The sequence below is a fragment of the Bradyrhizobium sp. UNPA324 genome, assembly GCF_006658635.1.
In the GTDB taxonomy this organism is placed as follows: domain Bacteria; phylum Pseudomonadota; class Alphaproteobacteria; order Rhizobiales; family Xanthobacteraceae; genus Bradyrhizobium; species Bradyrhizobium nanningense.
Window position 1 is genome coordinate 6,079,681 of the sequence record NZ_LFJD01000004.1, and the last position, 23,167, is coordinate 6,102,847.

At 60.0% G+C, this 23,167-nt stretch carries 17 protein-coding genes; 14 read left to right on the plus strand and 3 right to left on the minus strand.

Annotated features, from left to right (window positions below):
- The first annotated feature begins 1 nt into the window (after position 1).
- From wecB to UNPA324_RS29180, 8 genes are all read left to right on the plus strand, one after another.
- On the plus strand, positions 2–1,126 hold the full coding sequence (wecB, locus tag UNPA324_RS29145; RefSeq protein ID WP_128918305.1) for a non-hydrolyzing UDP-N-acetylglucosamine 2-epimerase: 1,125 nt from the start codon (positions 2–4) through the stop codon (positions 1,124–1,126).
- The gene (wecC, locus tag UNPA324_RS29150; RefSeq protein ID WP_128918306.1) at positions 1,119–2,381 is read left to right on the plus strand and encodes a UDP-N-acetyl-D-mannosamine dehydrogenase; all 1,263 of its coding nucleotides are present in this window, start codon (positions 1,119–1,121) and stop codon (positions 2,379–2,381) included. The genes wecB and wecC overlap by 8 nt, the downstream gene beginning before the upstream one ends.
- 70 nt (positions 2,382–2,451) lie before the next feature.
- Positions 2,452–3,513 (plus strand): Gfo/Idh/MocA family protein, encoded by a 1,062-nt coding sequence (locus UNPA324_RS29155; protein WP_141937346.1) that lies wholly within the window; start codon positions 2,452–2,454, stop codon positions 3,511–3,513.
- Positions 3,514–3,559: 46 nt separating this feature from the next.
- Complete coding sequence (locus UNPA324_RS29160; protein WP_141937348.1) at positions 3,560–5,035, plus strand: oligosaccharide flippase family protein; 1,476 nt, start codon at positions 3,560–3,562, stop codon at positions 5,033–5,035.
- Between the two features lie 31 nt (positions 5,036–5,066).
- Entirely contained in the window at positions 5,067–5,594 is a 528-nt protein-coding gene (locus tag UNPA324_RS29165; protein WP_141937350.1) for an acyltransferase, read from the plus strand.
- A 94-nt stretch (positions 5,595–5,688) separates the two neighbouring features.
- A complete protein-coding gene (locus UNPA324_RS29170; RefSeq protein WP_141937352.1) occupies positions 5,689–6,867 on the plus strand; it encodes a DegT/DnrJ/EryC1/StrS family aminotransferase in 1,179 nt (392 codons plus the stop codon).
- A complete protein-coding gene (locus tag UNPA324_RS29175) occupies positions 6,864–7,865 on the plus strand; it encodes an NAD-dependent epimerase/dehydratase family protein (protein WP_128918311.1) in 1,002 nt (333 codons plus the stop codon). The genes UNPA324_RS29170 and UNPA324_RS29175 overlap by 4 nt, the downstream gene beginning before the upstream one ends.
- The gene (locus UNPA324_RS29180; protein ID WP_128918312.1) at positions 7,805–9,001 is read left to right on the plus strand and encodes a DegT/DnrJ/EryC1/StrS family aminotransferase; all 1,197 of its coding nucleotides are present in this window, start codon (positions 7,805–7,807) and stop codon (positions 8,999–9,001) included. The genes UNPA324_RS29175 and UNPA324_RS29180 overlap by 61 nt, the downstream gene beginning before the upstream one ends.
- Positions 9,002–9,024: 23 nt before the next feature.
- Here UNPA324_RS29180 and UNPA324_RS29185 read toward each other — a convergent pair whose 3' ends face one another.
- The gene (locus UNPA324_RS29185; protein WP_128918313.1) at positions 9,025–10,344 is read right to left on the minus strand and encodes a glycosyltransferase family 4 protein; all 1,320 of its coding nucleotides are present in this window, start codon (positions 10,342–10,344) and stop codon (positions 9,025–9,027) included.
- A 301-nt stretch (positions 10,345–10,645) separates the two neighbouring features.
- On the opposite strand from UNPA324_RS29185, the gene UNPA324_RS29190 reads away from it, so the two are divergent.
- Positions 10,646–11,965: a class I SAM-dependent methyltransferase gene (locus UNPA324_RS29190; RefSeq protein ID WP_181769555.1), complete on the plus strand. Its 1,320-nt coding sequence runs from the start codon at positions 10,646–10,648 to the stop codon at positions 11,963–11,965.
- An 85-nt stretch (positions 11,966–12,050) separates the two neighbouring features.
- A complete protein-coding gene (locus UNPA324_RS29195) occupies positions 12,051–13,328 on the plus strand; it encodes an O-antigen ligase family protein (RefSeq protein ID WP_141937356.1) in 1,278 nt (425 codons plus the stop codon).
- Here the strand turns inward: UNPA324_RS29195 and UNPA324_RS29200 are convergent.
- Together UNPA324_RS29200 and UNPA324_RS29205 are read right to left on the minus strand one after the other, a co-directional pair.
- A complete protein-coding gene (locus UNPA324_RS29200) occupies positions 13,325–14,122 on the minus strand; it encodes an FkbM family methyltransferase (protein WP_246667306.1) in 798 nt (265 codons plus the stop codon). The two genes, UNPA324_RS29195 and UNPA324_RS29200, sit on opposite strands and share 4 nt — an antisense overlap.
- A 290-nt stretch (positions 14,123–14,412) precedes the next feature.
- Entirely contained in the window at positions 14,413–15,294 is an 882-nt protein-coding gene (locus UNPA324_RS29205; protein WP_181769556.1) for a right-handed parallel beta-helix repeat-containing protein, read from the minus strand.
- Between the two features lie 136 nt (positions 15,295–15,430).
- On the opposite strand from UNPA324_RS29205, the gene UNPA324_RS29210 reads away from it, so the two are divergent.
- The 4 genes from UNPA324_RS29210 (at position 15,431) to UNPA324_RS29225 (ending at position 22,945) form a co-directional block, all read left to right on the plus strand.
- On the plus strand, positions 15,431–16,501 hold the full coding sequence (locus tag UNPA324_RS29210; protein WP_141937362.1) for a glycosyltransferase family protein: 1,071 nt from the start codon (positions 15,431–15,433) through the stop codon (positions 16,499–16,501).
- 504 nt (positions 16,502–17,005) lie between these two features.
- Entirely contained in the window at positions 17,006–19,606 is a 2,601-nt protein-coding gene (locus UNPA324_RS29215; protein ID WP_141937364.1) for an Ig-like domain-containing protein, read from the plus strand.
- 325 nt (positions 19,607–19,931) lie between these two features.
- Entirely contained in the window at positions 19,932–21,635 is a 1,704-nt protein-coding gene (locus UNPA324_RS29220; protein ID WP_502705472.1) for a type I secretion system permease/ATPase, read from the plus strand.
- Entirely contained in the window at positions 21,632–22,945 is a 1,314-nt protein-coding gene (locus UNPA324_RS29225; protein ID WP_128918322.1) for an HlyD family type I secretion periplasmic adaptor subunit, read from the plus strand. Before UNPA324_RS29220 ends, UNPA324_RS29225 begins: the two co-directional genes overlap by 4 nt.
- Positions 22,946–23,167 lie beyond the last annotated feature (222 nt).

The following is a 23,167-nucleotide window of genomic DNA, read 5'->3' on the forward strand; positions in this document are numbered from 1 at the left end:
CGTGCACAAGCATTTCTTTGTCCTCTTGGGGACTCGGCCCGAAGCAATCAAGCTCTTTCCGGTCATCAACCGACTCAAGGCCGAGAATAGCAAGGACATTTCCCTGACGATCTGTGCGACAGCACAGCATCGGCAGCTGCTTGATCAGGTCCTCAAGCTCGCCAAAGTGGTTCCGGATTTTGATCTGAACGTCATGACGGCCAATCAGACGCTGGATCATCTCACCGCTCGGCTGCTCGGAGAGGTCGGTGAGCTCCTCGAGAAAGTGAAGCCTACCAGGGTTATCGTCCAAGGCGACACAGCGACTGCCATGGCTGGCGCACTTGCGTCCTATTACCACCGGATACCGGTGTCTCACATCGAGGCCGGGCTGCGCAGTGGGGACATCTTTTCTCCTTGGCCGGAGGAGGTGAACCGCAAGATCGTCGGCTCAATCGCAGATCAACATTTTGCCCCAACAGAGCGCGCTGCGCGCGCGCTGCGCTCGGAAAACGTCTCGGATGATCGAATCCACGTCACTGGAAACACGGTGGTTGATGCTCTCATCCTCGCAAAAGCCATGGTCGAATCCGATCCGGGGCTCTCGGGCCGCTGGGACGGCATCAAGAAGCGCCACGGCAACCGGCGCATCATCCTGGTGACCTGCCACCGGCGGGAGAATTTCGGCGGCGGTGTGATCAACATCGTCAACGCCTTGGAAACGATCCTGTGCAGGGAAGACGTTGCCATGGTGCTGCCCGTGCATCCGAATCCGAATGTTCGCGACTTGTTTGCGTCCCGGTTGTCGGATCACCCGAGGGTCGTCCTCACTTCCCCCCAGGAATACACGGACTTCGTGAGCCTGCTCTCGCTGTCGCATCTGGTCTTGACGGATTCAGGTGGCGTCCAGGAGGAGGCCCCCACTTTCGGAAAGCCAGTCCTGGTGATGCGCGATACGACCGAGCGTCCCGAGGGGGTGGAAGCCGGGACGGCGCGTCTCGTCGGCGCGAACTACGACAAAATCGTTGCGGAGACATTTCGCCTGCTCGACGACGACGAGACTTATGCGGCCATGGCCCGTTCGCATAACCCGTTCGGTGACGGGCACGCGAGCGAGCGTATCGTGAAGGTGCTTCTCAATGCCTGAGTTCCAGAAGATCAATGTCGTTGGACTCGGTTATATCGGGCTGCCGACCGCGGCCCTCATTGCAAGCCGAGGAATGCAGGTGGTCGGTGTCGACACCAACGAGCGCATCGTCGATACCGTTGCATCCGGAAGAATTCACATCGCCGAGCCCGATCTCGATGGTCTCGTTTCCAAGGTCGTGTCGAGCGGCGCCCTGACGACATCCACCAAGCCGCAGCCGGCCGACGTCTTCATTATCGCGGTGCCGACGCCGATCGATCGCGAGAACCGTCCGGACTTGTCAAGTGTGAACGCCGCTGTCGACCAAATCGTCGACATCATTGCGCCCGGCAATCTCGTCATCCTCGAATCGACGTCGCCGATCGGCACCACCGAGGCGATCGCCAAGCGGATCATCGACCGCAGGCCAGATTTGCACATAGGCGTCAACGGCAAGGAAGACGCGGCGATTTACATCGCCTACTGCCCAGAACGCGTGTTGCCGGGCCGGATCCTGACCGAGCTCATCAACAACGACAGATGCATTGGGGGCATCACACCAACTTGTACGCGCCGTGCTCAACGATTCTACAAGATGTTCGTTCGCGGGGCCTGCGTCGGGACTACGGCGCGCACGGCCGAGTTGGTCAAGCTGACGGAAAACGCATTCCGCGACACCAACATAGCCTTTGCGAACGAACTCTCGCTGATTTGCGACAGGTTCGACATCAATGTCTGGGAAGTTATCGACATCGCCAACCGCCACCCCCGCGTCAACGTATTGCGGCCGGGACCTGGAGTAGGCGGGCACTGCATTGCGGTCGATCCCTGGTTCATCATCGACTCCGCGCCGGACCTCGCCCGGGTGATGCGGACCAGCCGCGAAGTCAACAACACCAAAACGCAGAAGATCATCGAACGTACCGAGGCGCTGATCGACGATCATCCCTACGCAAGCATCGCCTGCTGTGGATTGACGTTCAAGGCCAATGTCGACGATTTGCGCGAAAGTCCCGCCATGGAAATAGCCACGCATCTTGCGGCAAAGTATGGAGAACGGGTCAAGATCGTTGAGCCGAACCTTCGTCGTTTGCCGCCCCAGTTGGCCGATCATCGTGTCGCTTTCGTGAACATCGAGGAGGCTCTGCGCAGCTGCGAAATCGCGGTTCTCCTCGTCGATCATGACGAGTTCAAGATGGTACCCCTGTCGGAGCGTCGACATCTCGACGTCATAGATACGCGAGGCATCTGGCAGGACATGCCGGCACGGACCTAGTGCCCGGCGTGAGCTGATCGTCTGCGACGGAATGATTGGAAGCGTATTCTCTGGATGCATCGAGGTTAGCATGCGAGACAGTCAATTGGGGATCGGCGTTGTGGGCTACGGTTATTGGGGTCCCAATATCGTTCGCAATTTCTCGATCAATCCCGCCACCCGCGTCGTCGGCGTGAGCGACCTGAACCCAGGAAGGCTCGGCGCGGTAAAGCAGCTTTACCCGGGAGTGGAAACGACCAGTCGTTACGAAGATCTGCTGAAGGACGCCAGCATCGATGCAATCGCTATCGCGACGCCGGTGCATACGCATTACGAACTGGCACTTGCGGCGTTGAGGGCCGGAAAGCATGTACTGGTCGAAAAGCCGCTTGCGACGAGCTCCGAGCTCGTCACCCGCTTGATCGAGGAGGCGGATCGACGCGGGTTGACGCTGATGGTCGATCATACCTTCCTCTACACGCCGGCGGTCCAGAGAATCCGGGAGCTGCTGCTGAGTCGGGAAATTGGAGACATCTACTACTACGACAGCACGCGAGCGAGTCTCGGGTTGTTTCAAAAAGACGTAAATGTAATCTGGGACCTGGCGGTGCACGATATCTCGATTATCCACCATATCCTCGATAAGGACCCGATCGCCGTCTCGGCGACCGGGTCGTGCCACGTCGTCGGCTCGCCAGAGAATATGGCGCACATCACGCTGTTTTTTGCCGACGCGTGCGTCGCTCACGTCAGCGTCAATTGGCTCTCGCCCGTCAAGGTGCGCCAAACGTTTATCGGCGGCAGCAGGAAGATGATTGTCTACGACGATCTCGAGCCGACGGAGAAGATCAAGGTCTATGACAAGGGAATCACACTTGATGGGTCTCCCGAGGATGCGCATCAGTTCCGGATTGGCTACCGCGCCGGCGACATGTGGGCTCCGCATATCTCGCCAACGGAGGCACTGCAGACGGAGGTGGAGCATTTTGTCGATTGCGTACGCACCGGTGGCCAGCCGATTTCCAGCGGCGTCTCGGGACTTCGCGTGGTCGAAGTCTTGGAAGCGGCCTCGTGCTCGATCGCAAAACAGGGGGCGCCGGTATTGCTGCGAGAGCCTCACGGAATCCGGCAGCGCGCGAGAGCGATAGCATGAGGCGTGCGGCGACCTAGCTGACCCAATCGACATGGCAGACAGTGCAATGAGGTCCGTGCAGCGCTCGATCCTGTTCTCCGCGCTCGATCGTTACATCGGCCTGCTGCTGGTCTTTGTCGCGACCGCCGTGCTTGCCCGTTTGCTGTCGCCGGAGGAGTTTGGCATCTATGCCGTGGTTAACGCCATCACATCCATCATTGCCGCCTGTTTCCAGGAGTTTGCAGGCGCAAGCTATCTGATTCAGAAGCGCGAGTTGTCGCGTGCGAGCGTACAGACTACGTTCACGATTACCCTCGTGATCTCGGCGGCCACCGCCATCATGCTGTTCGTGTTTGCGCAGCCCATCGCGCATCTCTTCGAGCTGGACCGCTTGCGCCTAGGCATCGAGATTTCCGCGCTGAATTTTCTCTTGCTGCCGTTCTCCGGAACCATAGCCGCGTTATTCCGGCGTGAGATGCAGTTTGGAACACTGGCAATCTGTAACCTTGCCGCAAGTACGACGATCGCTGTCGTTTCGATCGCTCTCGCGATGGCCCACTTCAGCTACATGGCACCGCTCTGGGGGGCGGTGGCTGGCAACGCGGTGTTGGCCGTGATGTTGCTCATATGGCGGAAAGATTTTGGTGCAATGCGTCCGTCCCTGGTCGATTGCCGGGAGATCGTCGGCTTTGGCCTCTATTCGGGCGCGGTGAGTGTTGTAAATGTGTTCTATGGCCTGGCACCGCAGCTGTTCCTAGCCAGAGTGCTCGACTTCACGGCCGTCGGTCTCTACAGCCGAGCCACTGCATCGACGCAGATATTCGACAAGCTGGTCACGCAGGTCATAAGTCCGGTCGTCATGCCCGCGGTTGTCGCGCAACGTAAAGCAGGGGGCGATCTCAAGGCCGTCTATCTGGAGGCCATTCAGTTGCTCTCCGCGGTGCAGTGGCCGTTCCTGGCCTTTATGGCAATCATGGCCCGACCAATCATTCTGATCTGGCTCGGTCCGACGTGGCTGGAGGTCGTCCCGCTCGTGCAGCTGCTCTGTATTGGCAATCTTGCGCTTTTCGCCGCCTGCCTGACCTACCCGGTGTTTGTTGCGGTCGGAAGGGTGCAGGATGCGCTGATCTCGTCCTTGATCTCGTTGCCCCCCTCGCTTCTGGTGATCTTCGGCGCATCATTTCTGGGCGTGCACGCCGTTGCGGCATCCGCGCTGGTGACGTTGCCATTTCAAGCAGCAGTGGCGTTTCATTTTCTTGGACGACATCTCGACCTTGGGATCCGCGAACTTGTACGCACCCTGCTCAGAAGCGGGGCCGTAACGGCTCTTGTGATTGCCGGCGTATCCATCTGTGCGGCGCTGACGGACGCTCAAGGACTTATGTCGCTTGCGCGCTTGGCGTCAGCCTTCTCCGTCGCTGTGCTTTGTTGGGGGCTGGGACTGGCGATAACCGGGCACCCGCTCTTGCAGCAGTTTCACTACGCCGCAGCCGGCTTGGCGAGAATGGTGCCGGGGCTGTGGCGTTCGCGGACGGCATCATAGCGGTTTCGGTGACATCATTCGGAGTTCGTACATGCCCATCGGAAAAGACGTCGAGCTTGGTCGCAGTGTTCGCATTCCTCACCCGGAGCTGGTCAATCTGTACGGCTGCACCGTTGGTGACGAGAGCGGGATCGGAACGTTCGTCGAAATTCAGGCGGGGGCAAAGATAGGTGCGCGCTGCAAGATATCCTCGCATAGCTTCATCTGCGAGGGCGTCACGATCGAGGACGAGGTGTTTATCGGTCATGGCGTGATGTTTACAAATGACAAGCATCCGAGGGCAACGACGGCGGCGGGCCGTCCTCAGCAAGCTTCGGATTGGACGCTGCAGCGCACTCACGTCAAGAGGGGCGCTTCCATCGGCTCCAACGCTACCATCTTGTGCGGTGTAACAATCGGTGCGGGGGCATTCGTCGGCGCGGGCTCGGTTGTGACGAAGGATGTTCCAGCGGGCGCCACCGTCGCGGGAGTGCCGGCTCGGACCCTGTTCCGAGCGGGCGCTATGGCCACAGCCGATCATGCCTTCGTCAGCGACGCCTCGCAGGTCAAATCAAATTAATCACCATTTAAATTCTGAAAAAATAGCCTTGATTTAAAAATATAATTCGAGTTAATTATTTATATACGGTTGACCAATTTCAAGGTGTTGAATCTTGATACCTTTCCTGGATCTGAAAACCCAATATCTTCAAATCAAGCCGGAAATCGACGCCGCGGTGGCAAGAGTCGTCCGCAGCGGGCATTTTGTGCTCGGGCCGGAGGTGGCAGCCTTCGAGGGTCGCTTTGCGGAATATTGCCGGACTTCGCATTGTCTCGCAGTGAATAGTGGGACCTCTGCGCTCCACCTTGCGCTGCTGGCAGCGGGCATCGGACCCGGTGATGAAGTCATCACAGTGTCGATGACCTTTGTGGCGACAACCGCCGCCATTCTCTACAGCGGCGCCAAACCGGTTTTTGTCGACGTTGACCCGGTCACCTGGACGATGGATCCCGGTCTGATCGAAGCTGCGATAACACCTCGAACCAGAGCCATCCTGCCGGTTCACCTCCATGGATTGATGGCCGACATGGATTCCATCATGTCGATTGCGCGGCGTTACGGCCTGGTCGTCATTGAAGATGCCGCGCAGGCGCATGGCGCGGAATACCGGGGACGCCGCGCCGGCTCGATCGGAGATATGGGATGCTTCAGCTTCTACCCGGGCAAGAATCTCGGGGCGTTCGGCGAGGGTGGCGCCGTCGTAACCGATCGGCCTGAATTCGCACGCCGAGTGTCGCTGCTGCGAGACTGGGGGCAGGAGGCGAAATACGACCACGTCATTGCCGGATACAATTATCGCATGGACGAGATCCAGGGCGCGGTACTGAATGTCAAGTTGGACTACATCGAGCGTTGGACCGAGGCCCGCCGATCGTTGGCAGAAAGATACAACGAACTGCTTTCCGCGCTCCCATCCGCGTGTCCGCGGCCGCCCTCGCACTCGCGCCACGTGTATCATGTCTATTCGGTCAGATTGCAGCGGCGTGACGATGCGCTCACATTGTTGCGGGAGGCCGGCATCGGAGCAGGAATTCACTATCCCATTCCGGTGCACCTGCAGAAAGCCTACGCAGAACTCGGTTATCAGGCCGGCGATCTTCCGGTAACCGAGATGCTTGCGAACGAATTTCTCTCCCTTCCCATTTATCCGGAGTTGCTGCCGGACCAGGCGACCGCAGTTGTCTCCACTTTGAGGAACGCCGGGGCATTGCGATCCAGCGAAGCCGTCAGCAACCAAACGCAGCCGTCACAAAGCTTCACAACAAGGTCCTGCAAGAGGAGGGCGTCTTGATTGAGCTCAAGGGAAAGCGCGTTCTTGTCACGGGCGGGGCAGGGTTCATCGGCTCCCACATCGTTGATCTGCTCTGCGAAGAGGGGTGCATCGAGATCGTTGCCCTCGACAACATGGTCAGGGGCCGGCCGGAAAATCTCCGGCGCGCGCTCGGGCGTGGACCGGTGAGACTGGTTCACGGCGACATACGCGATCGCAAGCTGATGGAAGCCCTGGTGAAGGCCGCCGATATCGTCTTTCACCAGGCCGCTCTCCGCATCACTCATTGCGCGGCAGAGCCGCGTCTGGCCAAGGAGGTCATGGTGGACGCCACCTATGACCTCCTGGAGCTGTGCATCAAGCACGACATCGAGAAGATCATCGCGGCCTCCTCGGCATCCGTCTATGGCATGGCAGAGGAGTTTCCGACAACTGAGCGACAGAATCCGTACAACAACCGGACCCTCTACGGAGCCGCCAAGGCGTTCAACGAAGGGCTTTTGCGGGCCTTCAACGACGTATGCGGCCTCGACTACGTGGCATTCCGATATTTCAACGTCTACGGTAGCCGGATGGACATACACGGACGCTACACCGAAGTTTTGATCCGCTGGATGGAGCGGCTCGAGGCCGGATTACCGCCCGTTATCTTTGGCGACGGCCGTCAGACCATGGATTTCGTTCACGTCCGCGACGTCGCGCGCGCCAACATCCTTGCGGCCAGGGCAAAGGTCACCGATGAAGTCTTTAATGTCGGAAGCGGTACTGAGACCAGCCTGACGCAACTGGCTACGGTGCTTGCGCGGGTGATGGGACACCGCAGCCTGACACCCGAATTTGCGCCCGAGCGCTCGGTCAATCCGGTACCGCGACGGCTGGCATCGACGGGAAAGGCCGAGCGACTGCTGGGGTTCCGCACCACTGTTTCGCTCGAACAGGGGCTCGCCGACCTCGTGAAATGGTGGCGATCAGAACGCGATCACGCATCGGACCGTCAGCGGCAGGTGGCAGCATCGTGATCCCGATCGCAGCGCCGCTGCTCGCGGACGAAGAGGCCGATGCTGCTCGCGCGGTCGTGCTGTCAGGCTGGGTATCGCAAGGTCCGCAGGTGGCTGCGTTTGAGGACGAGTTCGCCGCACTTGTCGGCGCCCAGCACGCCTGCGCGGTCGCGAATTGCACGACCGCCCTGCAGCTCGCCTTGGCTGCCCTGGGGATCGGCAGGGGCGATGAGGTGATCACGGTCAGCCATTCCTTCATAGCAACGGCGAACGTGATCCGATATCAGGGCGCCACCCCTGTTTTTGTCGATATCGAGCCCGAGACATACAATTTGGATTGCGCTCGGTTGGCCGAAGCCATCACCGAGCGCACGCGCGCCATCATCGCGGTCCATCAGATGGGCATGCCGTGCGACATGGCCGCGCTCATGGCTGTGGCGCGTCGCCACGGGATCGCTGTGATCGAGGATGCGGCCTGTGCGGCGGGATCGCAGATCTGCATGAACGGGAAGTGGGAAGCGATCGGCAAGCCGCACGGAGACATTGCCTGCTTTTCCTTTCATCCCCGAAAGGTGATCACGACAGGTGAAGGGGGAATGCTCACCACCTCCGATGCCGAGCTCGATCGCAAGTTCAGGCTTCTGCGTCAACACGGGATGAGCGTTCCGGACATCGTGCGTCACGGGTCGCAGCGCGTCATTTTCGAGGAGTACCTCCTCGTCGGCTACAATTATCGAATGACGGATATGCAGGCTGCGATCGGACGCAAACAGCTCGAGCGGCTTCCGCAGTTAATTGCGCAGCGACGCGCGCTGGCATCCCGCTACGCTGAACTGCTCGGCAATATTGAGGGATTGCGGCTGCCGTTCGAGCCGGCGTGGGCGCGATCGAACTGGCAGAGTTACTGCGTACGCTTGCCCGATCGCCTGGATCAGCGGGCGATGATGCAATCGCTGCTCGACCAGGGCATCGCTACGCGCAGGGGCATCATGTGCTCGCATCGCGAGCCGCCCTATGCCGGCACGGTGTCGCGCCATGATCTGCGGCAGTCCGAAATCGCTCAGGATCACGCGATCCTGCTTCCACTCTATGCGCAGATGGATAGCGCAGACCAGGACCGTATCGTGGATGCGGTCAAGCGTGAACTTGCCCGCTGAAATCGCGGTGCTGCCGTGGCGGGTCAAGAATCGGTTTGCCGGGATACCTTGCGAAGCGAATCCGGCGCGGCTCCGTCTGATCGAGGGGCGATGGCTGTTGCGGACAGCACCGCAGAGATTCGCGCCCGATGGTTGTCGTCTTCGGTGGAAGCCAAACCCATCCAACGCTGATATTTTCGCTGCACCTTATAGCTGGCAAGCCTGGCCGCGCATCGGCCGGCATCTGCCAATCGTTGGCTGGTTGAGGACTTGCTGCGCAGGGCATGCAGATAGGTTTGCTCTATCGTTTTCGCCGCGTGCGCGAGGCTGAAGCGGTGCTCCACCAGTCGCCGGCCGAATCCGCCGAGTTCCTGACGGAGCGACGCGGAAGCGAGAATGGTCTCGAGAGCCGATCGGAGTGCGCTGGCGCCGGCTCCGCGCGAGCCCTTGCCCAATCCATACCAGCCTTGTTGCAGGAAGGTCGATGCACTCTCGGGCGTCAACAGCTCGCTGAACCCGTCCTCGCCAACGACCACCAGCGGCTTACCAAAAGCCATACCGCGCAGCGCCGAACCGCCCTGGCCAATGATCACGTCCGCGGCGGCATAGCCAGGCCGCGGATCGGACATCTCTCCCACCAATACGACGACGTTCCGGCCGACCAGCGAGTTCGTTCTGGCCGCGCGCGCTTCGACGCTAGGGCGCGCGGGTCCATCACCAATGATCAGCAGCCGCACCGGCGGACCGCCAAGCGCTATTTCGCCAACGGCGTCGCACGCGGATAGCAGACCCTCCAGTTTAAGGTCCGGCACAAGCCGGCAGACCATCGCAATGACGACTTCGTCCGGACCAATATTCCGGGCCGCGCGAAAGTTCGCTCCATTCACGAGGGGATGGTCGGAGCTCGTATCGACTGGCGGCTCGAGCAAGGTGACATCCTGATGTCCTGCAGCGATCGCAGCACGACGGATCATCTCCGTTCCCACGGTCAGAGGAAGGCTGCGCGGCAGGAAGGAAGGGACTGACATCGACATGACGGTTCCCACCACGGCAGCTCTGGTCGATAGCCCAACGCTCAGAAAAGCCTCGACAATGGGGGGCCATTCATGACCGTGCACCACGTCAACCGCGCCTTCGTTAACGATGCTGCGGAGCATCTGGCTGACGCGAGGCGAGGGCCGGGCCCGATGCCGGGGAATTTCAATGTGCCTGAGACCCGTCTCCCTTACCCTGTCCAGAAGCGGCCCGGTCTCCGACGCGACGGTGACATCATGACCGAGGGCCCGAACCGCCTCGGCAAGCTGGATTGCGTTGAGCTGCGACCCTCCCATTTCCATGGAATGGGGATAGACCAGCACCTTCATGCGATGGGATTCTCCGAGTGTCTCGCCTAACGGTGAGGCCGGCTTTGGGCTTTGGAATATACCGTTATATAATTGAAAATTAAATCATAATAATCTCGACTGCGCCAATTTTATTATATACTCTGCGCATACATTAAATTGGGCTAAATGCCTCCACTGGGATCGCGCGATGAACCAGCATGCTGCCCGGCATATAACGAGCCAAGACGATCGTAGCGTGCCTCGCATGCTGGTCGCGATTGCAAGCCATGGAACCTCGAATGATCGCTATCTCGAGCGGGTCATCAGAGAATATAGGTCCATGGCATTCGCGGTGGATATCGTCGTGCTGTCGAACATCGATAAACGGGCCATATTGGGAATTGACTGCATTGTCGGCACGCCAACCAGAAATCCATGGTCGCTGCCGTTTGCGCACAAGAAGCTGTTCGCCGAGCGTCGTGACCAGTACGACCTGTTCATCTACTCGGAGGACGACATTCTGGTCACCGAGCGGAACATCAGTGCCTGGCTCGAGGTGATGCGGGTCCTGCCCGAGAACGAAATCGCTGGTTTTCTGCGGATTGAGTACGGAGAAGATGGCCAGCGGAATTATCCGGACGTTCACGCCCATTTCCACTGGGATGCCACATCAGTCAGGCGGCGAGGAGACTATGTCCTAGCGCACTTTACCAATGAGCACGCCGCCTGCTTCATCTTGACGCGCGAGCAGCTCCGCGGCGCTCTGCAGTCGGGGCGTTTCGATGTCGCTCCGCACGAAGGCAAATACGATCTGCTCTGCACCGCGGCAACTGATCCCTATACGCAATGCGGGTTCACGAAATTGATTCCCGTATCGCATCTTGAGGAATTCACCGTCCACCACATGTCCAACAAATACGTGGGAAGGATGGGGGCGACCTCCGAGGAGTTCGACAGGCAGACAGTCGCCTTGCTGCAGATCGCCGAGCAGACGGGCCGTCCTCCATCGCTCCTCGCGAGCGAGACCAAGCTGCCGCGTGCTGCCTATTCGAAGGACTACTACGAACCAGCGATGCCGCAGGTCCTCGAGTGCATTCCCTACGCCTCGCGCAGCGTGCTGTCGGTCGGTTGCGGTTCGGGTGCCACGGAAAGCTGGCTGATCCAAAAGGGAATCTCCGTGACGGCAATTCCCCTCGATCCTGTCATCTGTCGCAGCGCCGCCGAGAAGGGGGTCGAGATCATCGAGGGCGATCTCCGGGCGGCCAGAAGGCGCCTTGAAGGCCGGCAGTTCGACTGCATCCTGTTGCTGAACATGCTTCATCTGTTCCCGAAGCCGGTGGACGTTCTATCGTCGTTCGGCGATCTGCTAGCGGGGGACGCCCCGATCATCATCCAGAGCCCGAACATGTCGGGTCTGCCCGCGATCTGGAGACAATTGCGCAACCGCCGCATCGAGGTGGCCCGAACGTTTGAGGTCGCAAGCGCTCATTTCAGCCACAGGGGCAACGTCGAAAGGTGGTGCAGGAAGGCTGGTTTGAGCTCTGTGCGAACTGTGGGGGTGCCCCACCGACGTGCGGCGGCATTTGAGGGCATTGCGCCGGCGATCGCAAAGCTCGCTCTCTCTTCGGACATGATCTGCATTGCCAGGAGAGAGCAGTGAACCAACTGCAGCAGAGTGCCTACTGGCGAGATCAAAGGGCCGCACTGTTTGTCGCACCGATACCATCTTGCGGAGGCCTCCGAACTTGACCCGAACGCGTCTCGAGGCGATCGGCGCCGCGGCACCCTATGACTGGGCGCCGTCAGATCCGCGAGAAGCTTTGGCAGTCTCGCGCCACCAGTTCGCCGCTTGGTTCGTCCTTGCCGGCTTGATCATTCCAGCCTGGGAAGCGCAGGTCTCGATCGCTGGTGCAAAGTTCACGGTGGGACGTCTGGCCGTGACGCTGTTGGTTGGGCCCGCACTCGTGCTGCTCACGCGCCGGGGGCGGCACGCGGTTGTTTGCGATCTTTTTGCCTTCCTGACCGCCGCCTGGATGCTTGGGGCGGCAGCATCGACAGCAGGCTTCGGATCCTTGTCCTCGCCTGCAGCAGAGAGCCTGCAGTTTCTCTTCAGCTATATCGTTGCCAGGGGCTATTTTTTCTCTCCGGCTGCGCTCGACACCTTCGTACGAGCTTTAAAGATCCTGACGGTTGCGGTCGTTCTTGTCGGGGCGGTTGAATACGTCTCCGGACGCTGGATCGCGCACGAAGCTGCGGCGGCGATCTTTGGCACAACGCCGTTGGGTGCAGTAACCCGGAGCGGTGTCATCCGCGCGACCTCAACTCTCGATCATCCTATCCTGTTCGGCGTGTTCTGCGCGCTCGTCAATCCGATAGTCTTGCTTTCCGAACGAGCGGTGGGTCGAAAAATTCTGCTCTCGGGGGTCTGCCTCGCGGGGTGCGTTCTCTCGCAGTCTTCGGCCGCGTTGATGGCCTATGTTTTGGGAGTGGCGGCTTATTCCTACGATCGCCTTATGCGGCGGCTCCCTGGACGATGGATGATTTTCTGGACAGTCCTGGGCGTCGCGATCGGCGCTCTCATTACCCTCGCCGAGCACCCAATCGGTTGGTTGATTTCGCACCTCACGCTGGACCCCGTAACAGGCTATTATCGCATCCTGATTTGGGATGCGGCTTTCGAACGAATTGGGCAAAGTCCCCTGACGGGATACTCGTTTCAGCTATTCGACGAAAATATCCTTGATTCGACCGTCGATTGCGTTTGGCTCGTCGAGGCGCTCCGGTTCGGCTTACCGGCGATGGCATGTCTGCTCGCGACGAATTTAATGGCGATCTGGCCTGTCAGGAGACACAGTGGGCTGGAGTTTGATGATTTTTGTGAGCGGATGAACTTGGCTTTCACAATGGTCATCCTGTTATTCTTCTTCACCGGCATCACTGTCCATTTCTGGAACTATATCTGGATCTTCTGGGGACTATGCATCGGTATAAAGGCATCGCTGCGCGAAATCCTTTGTTATTAATGACGGTGCGATGCGTGGCGATAGAGGTCGTCCACGTGGGTTCTGGTTAGAAACCACGTGAAAGTCATGCCTGGCCGGGCAAGACCTTGCGTAAGAATACGACGGTCCTCGAAATAGGGCTCGTAGTGGAACTGCCGCAAGAAATCGATCAGTTCACGTACGGGGAATGCACACATCAGTGCTGGCGTGCATCGGCGCAGCGTCTCCTGAGCGCCCTTCAGTATTTCGAGCTCGGCGCCTTGCGCGTGGAGCTTGATCAGCATCGGGAGCATGCGGAAGGAATCGAGTGTCCTGCATTGCACCGCGTGCTCCGCGACTGTCAGCCTGGATTCATCGAAGCGAAACATCCGGCCGCGATCGCGTAGCCATTGCGTGGCTTCCTCCCGGCTGGTAGCGGCCATGCCATCGCAGTCCCATCTCCCGTATTGCGGGATAAAGAAGATCAATTGGCCGGTGCGCTGCCCCAGAGCGCAATCGTGAATCGTGACCCTGCGGTCGCCCTGATATCGCAAGACCAGGCGAGCGGCCGATCGAGGCTCCGGTTCGAAGGCGACCACCTCGCAATCGGGTCGCAGTCGCCTGAACGCAGCGATGCTTTGCCCTCGGTTGGCACCCACGTCGACAATTAACCCGCCATCATTTCCGATCAGGGAAAGACCGCCGAATTCAGGTTTCGAGACGTAGCGCGCAACGACGTCCTTGACGGCGAATCTAACCTGCGCTGCACCCGGAACGTGGGCATAAAGAAAGCGTGCGAACGCCTTCGCATTCTTTGGCCCCCATTCCATCGTCATGCTCACTCACGACCCCTTCAATGATGACCGGATGGCGCGATCTAGATTAAATCTATATTTAATTGTAATTGCAATTTAAATGCGTGTCGGGCAAAATAATATATTATGAAAGTCCAGGTCAGCGCAGGGGGGTTATAGTTGGTTCCGGGCCGGATTGGACTGATAGATAAGATCATTTCGCGGTTTCCGACCGGTGCCGGCGCGTGCCGGCCAGCGGGCCTGCTTGCGGAACCTCCAGGCACGGGGCGCTTCTTGCAATGCAGCATTCCGATTGCCGGCTGTGACTGATGTCAGATCGGGCGCCCGGTTATATCGTCCACATTGCCGCGCCAGACCGGCCTGTTTTTGCTGAATGCCGCATACCCCCAACGCCCCCTGCCCATTCGGTTGTTCGCGAAGGAAACGCTCGAGATTGGTCCGTTGCCTTGCCTTCCATCCGAATAGACGGTGTAGCCGCCGCCGATCAGGCGGTTGTTCTCGACGACGATGCTGGAGACAGCGTTGAACGCATTGTCGATCATGACAGCCGACGTCTGGGCGTGGCGGTTAACGATCGTGTTGTGACGGATGCTAATGTCATGTCCGCCGTCGATCTGCACCCCGTCGTAGTGCGGGGCGCCTGGAGCGGCGAGATCATGCACGTAATTGTCTTCGAACAGGAGGGGAGCGGTGACATTGATGCCATTCTCGACGCCATGGATATTGCACCGACGGACCGTTCCGTACCCGTTGATGCCATTCGAGCCCTGGGCACCGTCGAGGCCGAGACCGTCGATCTCGCAGTCCTGGATGATTGGCGGCACGCTCAAATTCTCCGCCACGTTCACGACGGCGGAGGCTGCCGCCGTGATCCTGCAGTTCTCGAGTGTGACCGCGCCGTGGTTGATCTGGACGGCTCCTGATATGTCGAGTCCGCGAATGAGCTGTCCGGAGCTGCTCGTGGCGACGGGGCCCGAGGGACGCAGGTTCGTCTTCTCGGAAAAGCCCGTACTGGTCTCGTCCGGATATCTCACGCCAGCCCTGCGCGTGTCGGCGGCGGCCGCTCCTCTCTCGGAAGAGCCACCACGGCTTGCGTCTGCCCAGAATGTGTCGATGGGATCGCGTTGGCTCCTCTGCGGGGCATCGATCGCAGCTACGATTATGAGGAAGGCGCGTCGCGAGAGCAGCAACATGGCCGAATCCTTCTCAACGGCCCCACGATCCCAAAGACCTCGGAAAAACTGGTCGGCTGACGACATCCCATTGCGGTCGTGATGAGGCAGCGTAGTTTCGCGTTTGACTGCAGTCAATCAACCAAGAGGGACATTCATGTGCAATTCGTTGCAGTCGAGCCTCGACGAACGCTCCGGCTCCCTCAGTTCGACGTGCCAGTTTGATGTTGCTGTCTTGATAGTTGGCTTCCGCAATCCAGAGGACATCCGGAATTGCTTCATAGCTCTCGCTCGCACCGAACATTATCCGGCGTTCGACGTATTCATTTGCGAGAACGGCGGACGAGAAGCTTACGACGAACTCGTCGAGGCATTGATTTGTTTGCCGTGCTTGTACGCGGAATGTGATCCTGCAGACGCAGGTCACATCGCTCCCTTCACGGATGTACGACGGCTGCGGTTCAAGAGAAGAGCTTCGAATGTCTGGATAGGCTGTGCCAAGGACAACCTTGGCTACGCGGGAGGGGTCAATGCGTGGCTGAAACCCCTTAAGTCGGTTTCCGGATGGAAGGGAATATGGATACTTAATCCGGATACCGAGCCGAGGCCGAATGCGTTAGCGGCCCTTGTCGAGCGGGCAGAGAAAGGTGGAAAGGCGATGGTCGGAAGCACCATCCTGGAAGCCGGAAGTGAGGGCCTCATCCGCTTTCGTGGAGGGCTGCACTGGCAGACGTTCGCGGCGAGAGGGACGGCGATCGGGTTGCATGACAAGCTCGGAGATCCGTTCGATCTTCGCGCAATCGAGGAGGCTCTCGATGCTCTATCCGGCGCGTCGACATACGCAACGCGGCAATGCGTTGAGCGGATCGGCTTCATGGAAGACAGCTACTTCCTCTTTTTCGAGGATCTGGACTGGGGCGCGCGGGCAAAAGAACTCGGTTTGGGATATGCGAGCGATTCGATCGTGGCGCACAGGGGTGGAACGACCACGGGATCGAGCGGCACCTTGGCTGGGCTATCCCAGCTGTCCGTCTACCTGGAGCATCGAAATGCGATCCATTTTGTCCGGAAGCATCGTCCGTGGACGTTGCCGATCCGCGTGGTCCTTTCGCTACTTCACGCTCTTCGCTTCTTGATGCACGGTGCACCGCGTAATTCCGTGGCGACGCTGGAGGGCTTGTTCGCTGGCCTTCGGGGCGAGAGAGGGCAACCGGCTTGGCATCGATGAACCCGCCTATGGCTTGCGCTTCGGCGGGCGCGGTTGCACCCCTGATCTCGGCCCAGCCGAGAGCACGCCACCAATTTGAGTTCGTGATCTGCCATACAGAAGTATGGGCGAAGAATACGATCGTGTTAGTCGTGTTAAAATATGGCGCCCCAATTGCGATGATTTCATAGACGTGTTGCAGCCGTACTAATGTGGGAAAATAAATCCCGAAGCGCACTCGGGGATCGATCCGAGATTGAAATGCCCGTGCGTCTAAGAACTTAGAACACGCATTCTCATTGCCGAAGTTCGCATCTTTCAACGATCTGCATTTTCGATTGGCGCGAAATTAATTCGAATAATATGCGCAGATAAAATAGCTGTAGTTTTGCCTGTTGCTCGAATCGGGCGTCCGTTGCAAAGAAATGACCTTGGCGAGGCCGTTGTCTCGTCCAAAAAAAGCCGTGCCAAATCGGCCATTACGCTTTCCGCAAATGGGGGCCCACTCCAGCTTGGCGAGTGGGATTGAATGCTTCGGATATTGCGGATCGCAATTATTCGAAGCCATTAATGCTGAAACACACAGGAGACTTCGATTTGGCGACGACAACAACGGGATGGCCGGATTCATCGAACACGGGGGTGCCGGCAGGCGTGACTCTTACGCCATCGGGCGACCTGGTCATCACTCAGCCGGGGACTGTGATCTCCGGTCTGAATATCACCGGGACGGTTTATATCGACGCTGCCAATGTGACGATCGAAAACTGCAAAATCACTGCGGCAAGCTTTGCGGTCGTGCAAATCGCGCAAGGCGTGACGGGAGCCGTTGTCCAGAACTGCGAAATCAATGGCGTCGGCAGCAACAACGACGGCTCAAACGGCATTAGCGGTCAGGGCACATTCATCGGCAACAACATCTACAACGTCGAGAACGGCATCAATGTACAGGGCAGCTCGATCATCAAGGACAACTACATCCATGACCTGAACGCCTCCGGGGCGCCGCACTATGACGGCATCCAGATTGATGGCGGCGTATCAAATGTGACCATCAGTCACAACACCGTCATCAACGACTACAGCCAGACCTCGGCGGTCATGGTCGACAACTACTTCGGCCCGATTTCGAATGTTAGTGTCGACAACAACCTGCTCGTTGGGGGCGGGTTCACGGTCTATTCCGACGCTCAGTTCAACGGCGGCTCGATTACCGGCGTGTCCTTCACCAACAATCACATGGGATCGGGTTATTGGGGTGTAACGGATTTCAACTTGAATTCCCCGACCTATACCGGGAACGTCAATGATGGCGGGACCCTCGCTGCGACGCTGAATACGTCGGCGAATAGCGGCACGACGACAACGACGAGCACGGCCCCAAGCGCGCCTGCCATCACGTCATGGTCCCCTGATACCGGCGTTCCGAGCGATGGAATCACCGATGCCAACAAGGTCACCCTGCACGGGACTGCCGCGGCCGGCAGCACGGTGAAGATCTATGACGGCACGACCCAGATCGGTTCGGCGACTGCGACCTCCACCGGCAGCTGGGACTACATCACGGCGATCCTGACCGATGCGAAGCACACGCTAACGGCCACCGCGACCAACGCGTCGGGCCAGATCAGCGCCGCATCGGCTGCGCTCACCGTCACCGTCGACACCAAGGCGCCGTCTGCGCCGACGATCACCAGCGACACGGTCAACAGCGCCAATCAGGTGGTGGCGTCCGGGACCGCCGAGGCCAACAGCACGATCAACGTGTATGACGGCACGACTCAGGTCGGTACCGCTTCGACGAACGCTTCCGGGGCATGGACGGTGACGACGGCTGCTCTGGCGGTCGGCACGCATGCTCTGACAGCCACGGCGACCGATGTTGCGGGCAACGTGAGCGCCGCGTCAGCGCCTTTTGATCCGGTCATCGGATCCTCTGGCTCATCTGGGTCCGGTACGTCGGGCACGGGCACGTCGGGCACGGGCACCACGCCGCCCGCCGCGCCGAAGATCGCCTCGTTCTCAAACGATACCGGCACTGCCGGTGATCACATCACCAGCGACAATACGCTGACCCTGGCGGGGAGTGCGGTCGCCAACAGCACGGTCAAGGTGTTCGACGGCACCACCCAGCTCGGCACGGCCACGGCGGACGCGAACGGAGCGTGGCACTACACCACCGCCGCGCTACCGGACGGCAAGCACAGCTTCACTGCGACGGACACGGTCTCTGGCGTCACCAGCAAGGCATCGACTGCGCTGGATGTCACGGTGGATACCGCTGCCCCCGATGCTCCGGTGCTGTTGAGCGATCCGACCACGCATAACCGCGCCACGGTCTCCGGGACGGCGGAAGCCGGCAGCTTGATCAAGCTCTACGAGGGCACGACCCTGCTCGGCACGACGACCGTTGCAAGTGACGGTGGCTGGAGCGTGACGACCCCGAATCTCAAGCATGGGTCACACACCTTCACCGCGACGGCGACCGACGCCGCCGGCAACACCAGCGCCTTGTCGCAGCCGATCGATCCGCCGATCGGCTCGCACAGTGGTGGCGGCACCAAGGACGCCTCAACCGTCGAAGTCACTAATGTACGCCAGCATTGGGATCACACCGCGACGATCAAGGGCACGGCCGATCCCAGCAGCGAGATCAAGCTGTATGACGGCACGACCTCGGTCGGTTCGGCCACGGCGAGTGCCGACGGCAAGTGGAGCTTCCAGACGTCCGATCTGTCGGGCAAGGGCCACGCCTTTACCGCGGAGCAGGTCGACACCACAGGCCACGTGGTCGGAACCAGCTCGGGCGAGGCGATCATCGGCTCGGGCCGCAGCGACACGTTGACCGGCACCACCGGCAACGACGTCATGGTGGGCAAGGCGGGGGCGGATACGTTCCAGTTCGCGTCGAACTTCGGCCAGGACGTGATCAAGGACTTCGCTGTCCGTGGACCTGCTCACGACACGATCGAGTTCAGCAAAAGCGTGTTCGACAGCTTTGCGAGCGTTCTCTCCCATGCGGCCCAGTCGGGCCACGACGTCGTCATCGCGACGGGGAGCGACACCCTCACGCTGAAGAACACGCAGCTCGACAAGCTGAACAGCCACGATTTCCACTTCGCGTAGGGGACGGGTCGGCCACCAACTGGTACTCAACAGCTGTCTCGGGGGATCTCTTCGGGGGATCCCCCGACATAGGCATGACTAAAGGGCAGGTGCCATGACTGACGTTGGACGGCGGGGGATGATCCCCCCGCCCGTGAATCTTTATCGAATCTCGATTATGCATTTGTCTGGGCTATGGTCGGCCGGGCGCCGGCTGGCGGACGATGCCGAACTGCCGACGTCGCGGCTCGTCGGCTGGGCAAGACGCGTAGTTGAAGCCCTTCGGCAACGGATCTTCGTCGGCCGTTTCCGGCCGACGGAGGACTATGAGGAGCCGCACTCGGAAATGTCGGCATTTCTGCGGTCTTGCCGCCGGATATTCTGGGCGCTCGCGGCCTTCAGCGGGATGAGCAATCTCCTCATGCTCACCGGCTCGTTCTTCATGCTGCAAGTGTATGACCGGGTGCTGCCGGGGCGCAGCATACCGACACTGATCGCGTTGATGGTTCTGGCCACAGTCCTCTACCTCTTTCAGGGTGGGCTCGACTTCGTCAGGAGCAGGATCAGCGCGCGGGTCGGCCGGTATTTTGATGAACGGCTCGGCATTCGCATATTCGACGCGCTTGTTCGCCTGCCTTTGAAGACCAGGGCCGATGGCGACGGCTTGCAGCCGGTGCGAGATCTTGACCAGGTCCGCAGCTTCCTGTCGAGCGGCGGGCCGACGGCGCTCTTCGATCTGCCGTGGATGCCGATCTATCTCGGCGTTTGCTTTCTCTTTCACTTTTGGATCGGCGTCGCCGCGCTGACCGGCGCGCTGGTGCTCGTCGGCATTACGATGCTCACGGAGACCCGGACGCGGGGGCCGGCAAAGGCATCCTCTCGTCTCGCAGTCTCGCGAACGGCATTGGCGCTCGAGGGCCGACGAAATGCCGAAGTTCTGCAGGCCATGGGCATGCGGCAGCAGGCGGCGTTGCGGTGGCGGGATGTCAACGCGAAGTATCTCGCGGCCCATGAGCGCGCCAGTGATGTCGCAAACAGCCTCGGAGGCGCCTCCAAGATCTTCCGAGCGATCCTGCAATCGCTGGTTCTTGCCGTTGGCGCAGTCCTTGTCATCAACCAGGAATCGACGGCCGGCATCATCATTGCCGGATCGATCCTCAGCGCGCGGGCGTTGGCGCCCGTCGAACTGGCCATTGCGAACTGGAAAGGGTTCGTCGCCGCGCGGCAGTCGGGACAACGGCTCGATGCTTTGCTGAAGCTTCTGCCCAGCGAGGAAGAGCGGCTGGCATTGCCTCCTCCAGTTGAAGCTCTCACCGTCGAGCATCTCTATATTGGCGCTCCGAACTCGGAGAGGCCCACCGTCAATGAAGTGTCGTTCCAGCTGCAGAGCGGGCAGGCGGTCGGAATCATTGGGCCGAGCGGATCCGGAAAATCGACGCTCGTACGAGCGCTGGTGGGTGTATGGCCGTGCATTCGAGGCCGGATACGGCTGGACAACGCCGCGCTTGAGCACTGGTCTTCTGACGCCCTCGGCAAGCACATCGGTTACCTGCCTCAGGATGTCGAATTGTTCGACGGCAGCATTGCGATGAACATCGCGCGGTTCGATCCGCAGGCGACCGCCGCCGCTGTTCTGGAGGCCGCGCATGCCGCGGGCGCGCACGATCTCATCCTTTCGCTTCCCGAGGGCTACGGCACGAAAATCGGCGAGGGAGGATTGGCGCTGTCGGCGGGGCAGCGGCAGCGTATCGGGCTCGCACGTGCCTTCTACGGCAAACCGTTCCTGGTGGTGCTCGACGAGCCCTCCTCAAATCTCGACGCCGAGGGCGAGGAGGCGCTGACAGAGGCGATCCTGAACGTGCGTCGCCGCGGCGGGATTGTCGTCGTTGTTGCCCATCGTCCGAAGGCGCTTGAAGCCGTCGACCATGTCTTGTGCCTCGGTGAGGGCAGGGTTCAGTCCTTCGGAAAGAGAGAGGAGGTCCTCAGGAAGGTCTTGCGGAATCCCGTGCCGCTCAAGGTGGTCGCGGAAGCTCAAGGAGGCAACCGATGAGCGGCCAGGTGGAGCCGGCGATGCAATCCATCCAGCGCTACATGATCGTCGGTATGATCATGTTGGGTCTGGTTACTTTTGGGATCGGCGGCTGGGCAACGACGAGCCAATTGTCGGGCGCGGTGATCGCTCAGGGCGTGGTCGTGGTGGATTCCAGCGTCAAGAAGGTTCAGCACGCCACTGGTGGAATCGTGGGAGAGTTGCGCGTGCGCCAGGGCGACCGGGTCAATGCAGGCGACGTCTTGATCCGCCTCGACGAGACGCAGACGCTCGCGAATGCGACGATCGTCACCAATAGCATCGATGAGCTGCTGGCGCGGCAGGCGCGTCTCGAGGCCGAGCGCGATGGTGCCGAGCAGGTCGTGTTTCCAAAATTGCTGCTCGACCGGGCCAAGGAGAGCAACTCCGAAGCGAGCCGCGCGATCACTGCGGAGCGGAAGCTGTTCGACCTTCGCCGTCAAGCGAGGAGCGGCCAGAAAGCGCAGTTGCAGGAGAAAAGCGCGCAGCTGGAAAACGAGATCAAGGGCTATACGGGGCAGACCGAGGCCAAGCAGAAGGAAGTCGAATTCATCCGCCAGGAGCTGGAGGGCGTGCGCAGCCTCTGGCAGAAGAATCTGGTGCCGATCACGCGGCTCAATTCCCTCGAGCGTGACTCCGCGCGTATTGAAGGCGAGCGCAGCCAGTTGGCCGGCATGATCGCGCAGTCGAAGGGCAAGATCTCCGAAATTGGACTCCAGGTCATTCAGATCGACCAGGACCTGCGAACGGAGGTCGGCAAGGACCTGATCGAAACGCGCTCGAAACTCTCCGAGCTAGGCGAGCGCAAGACAGCAGCGGTCGATCAGTTAAATCGCGTTGATATCAGGGCGCCACAATCTGGTCGGGTCCACGAGCTCAGCGTCCACACGGTCGGAGGTGTGATCTCTCCCGGAGAGCAAATCATGCTGATCGTCCCTGATGCTGACTCGCTTGCGGTCGAGGTCAAGATCGCACCGAAGGATATCGACCAAGTCTATATGGGGCAGACGGCGACGATGCGCTTTGCTGCGTTCAACCAAAAAACCACGCCCGAAATCGACGGCGAGGTCAGCATGGTCTCGGCAGATATCACGCAGGATCAGCGCGCCGGCACGAGTTACTATACCGGCCGCGTCCTGCTGAAGCCGGAAGAGCTGGCGAAGCTCGGCTCGGCCAAGCTGCTGCCAGGCATGCCGGTCGAGGTCTTCATTAAGACGGCAGGTCGGACCGCGCTTTCATACTTGCTCAAGCCGCTGCAGGATCAGGCGGGGCGAGCGTTCAAGGAGCGCTGAGTTGGTGCAAGATGGCAGCAGCGCTCGATTGCATGTGTTCTGGACCGGCGCCCTTTCCCTGGGCGTCGGCGTCGCGACCAGCTCCGGAAAGCACGGCCGGGCGGTCACAAGCGCCGGAAGCGGACGTGCCGGTCCAACGAGCAGGCGTCTCAATCCGGACCGGCGTCTGCGGCCTGATTTGAAGTATCCGCCGCAGCATCCTGGTTATCGGTACGCCGTGAG

Coding starts and splice junctions, on each gene's coding strand:
- wecC (WP_128918306.1), top strand. CDS start 1,119: ATGCCTGAGTTCCAGAAGATCAATGTCGTTGGACTCGGTTATATCGGG.
- UNPA324_RS29155 (WP_141937346.1), top strand. CDS start 2,452: ATGCGAGACAGTCAATTGGGGATCGGCGTTGTGGGCTACGGTTATTGG.
- UNPA324_RS29160 (WP_141937348.1), top strand. CDS start 3,560: ATGAGGTCCGTGCAGCGCTCGATCCTGTTCTCCGCGCTCGATCGTTAC.
- UNPA324_RS29165 (WP_141937350.1), top strand. CDS start 5,067: ATGCCCATCGGAAAAGACGTCGAGCTTGGTCGCAGTGTTCGCATTCCT.
- UNPA324_RS29180 (WP_128918312.1), top strand. CDS start 7,805: ATGGTGGCGATCAGAACGCGATCACGCATCGGACCGTCAGCGGCAGGT.
- UNPA324_RS29185 (WP_128918313.1), bottom strand. CDS start 10,344: ATGAAGGTGCTGGTCTATCCCCATTCCATGGAAATGGGAGGGTCGCAG.
- UNPA324_RS29190 (WP_181769555.1), top strand. CDS start 10,646: ATGGCATTCGCGGTGGATATCGTCGTGCTGTCGAACATCGATAAACGG.
- UNPA324_RS29200 (WP_246667306.1), bottom strand. CDS start 14,122: ATGACGATGGAATGGGGGCCAAAGAATGCGAAGGCGTTCGCACGCTTT.
- UNPA324_RS29205 (WP_181769556.1), bottom strand. CDS start 15,294: ATGTTGCTGCTCTCGCGACGCGCCTTCCTCATAATCGTAGCTGCGATC.
- UNPA324_RS29210 (WP_141937362.1), top strand. CDS start 15,431: ATGTGCAATTCGTTGCAGTCGAGCCTCGACGAACGCTCCGGCTCCCTC.
- UNPA324_RS29220 (WP_502705472.1), top strand. CDS start 19,932: ATGTCGGCATTTCTGCGGTCTTGCCGCCGGATATTCTGGGCGCTCGCG.
- UNPA324_RS29225 (WP_128918322.1), top strand. CDS start 21,632: ATGAGCGGCCAGGTGGAGCCGGCGATGCAATCCATCCAGCGCTACATG.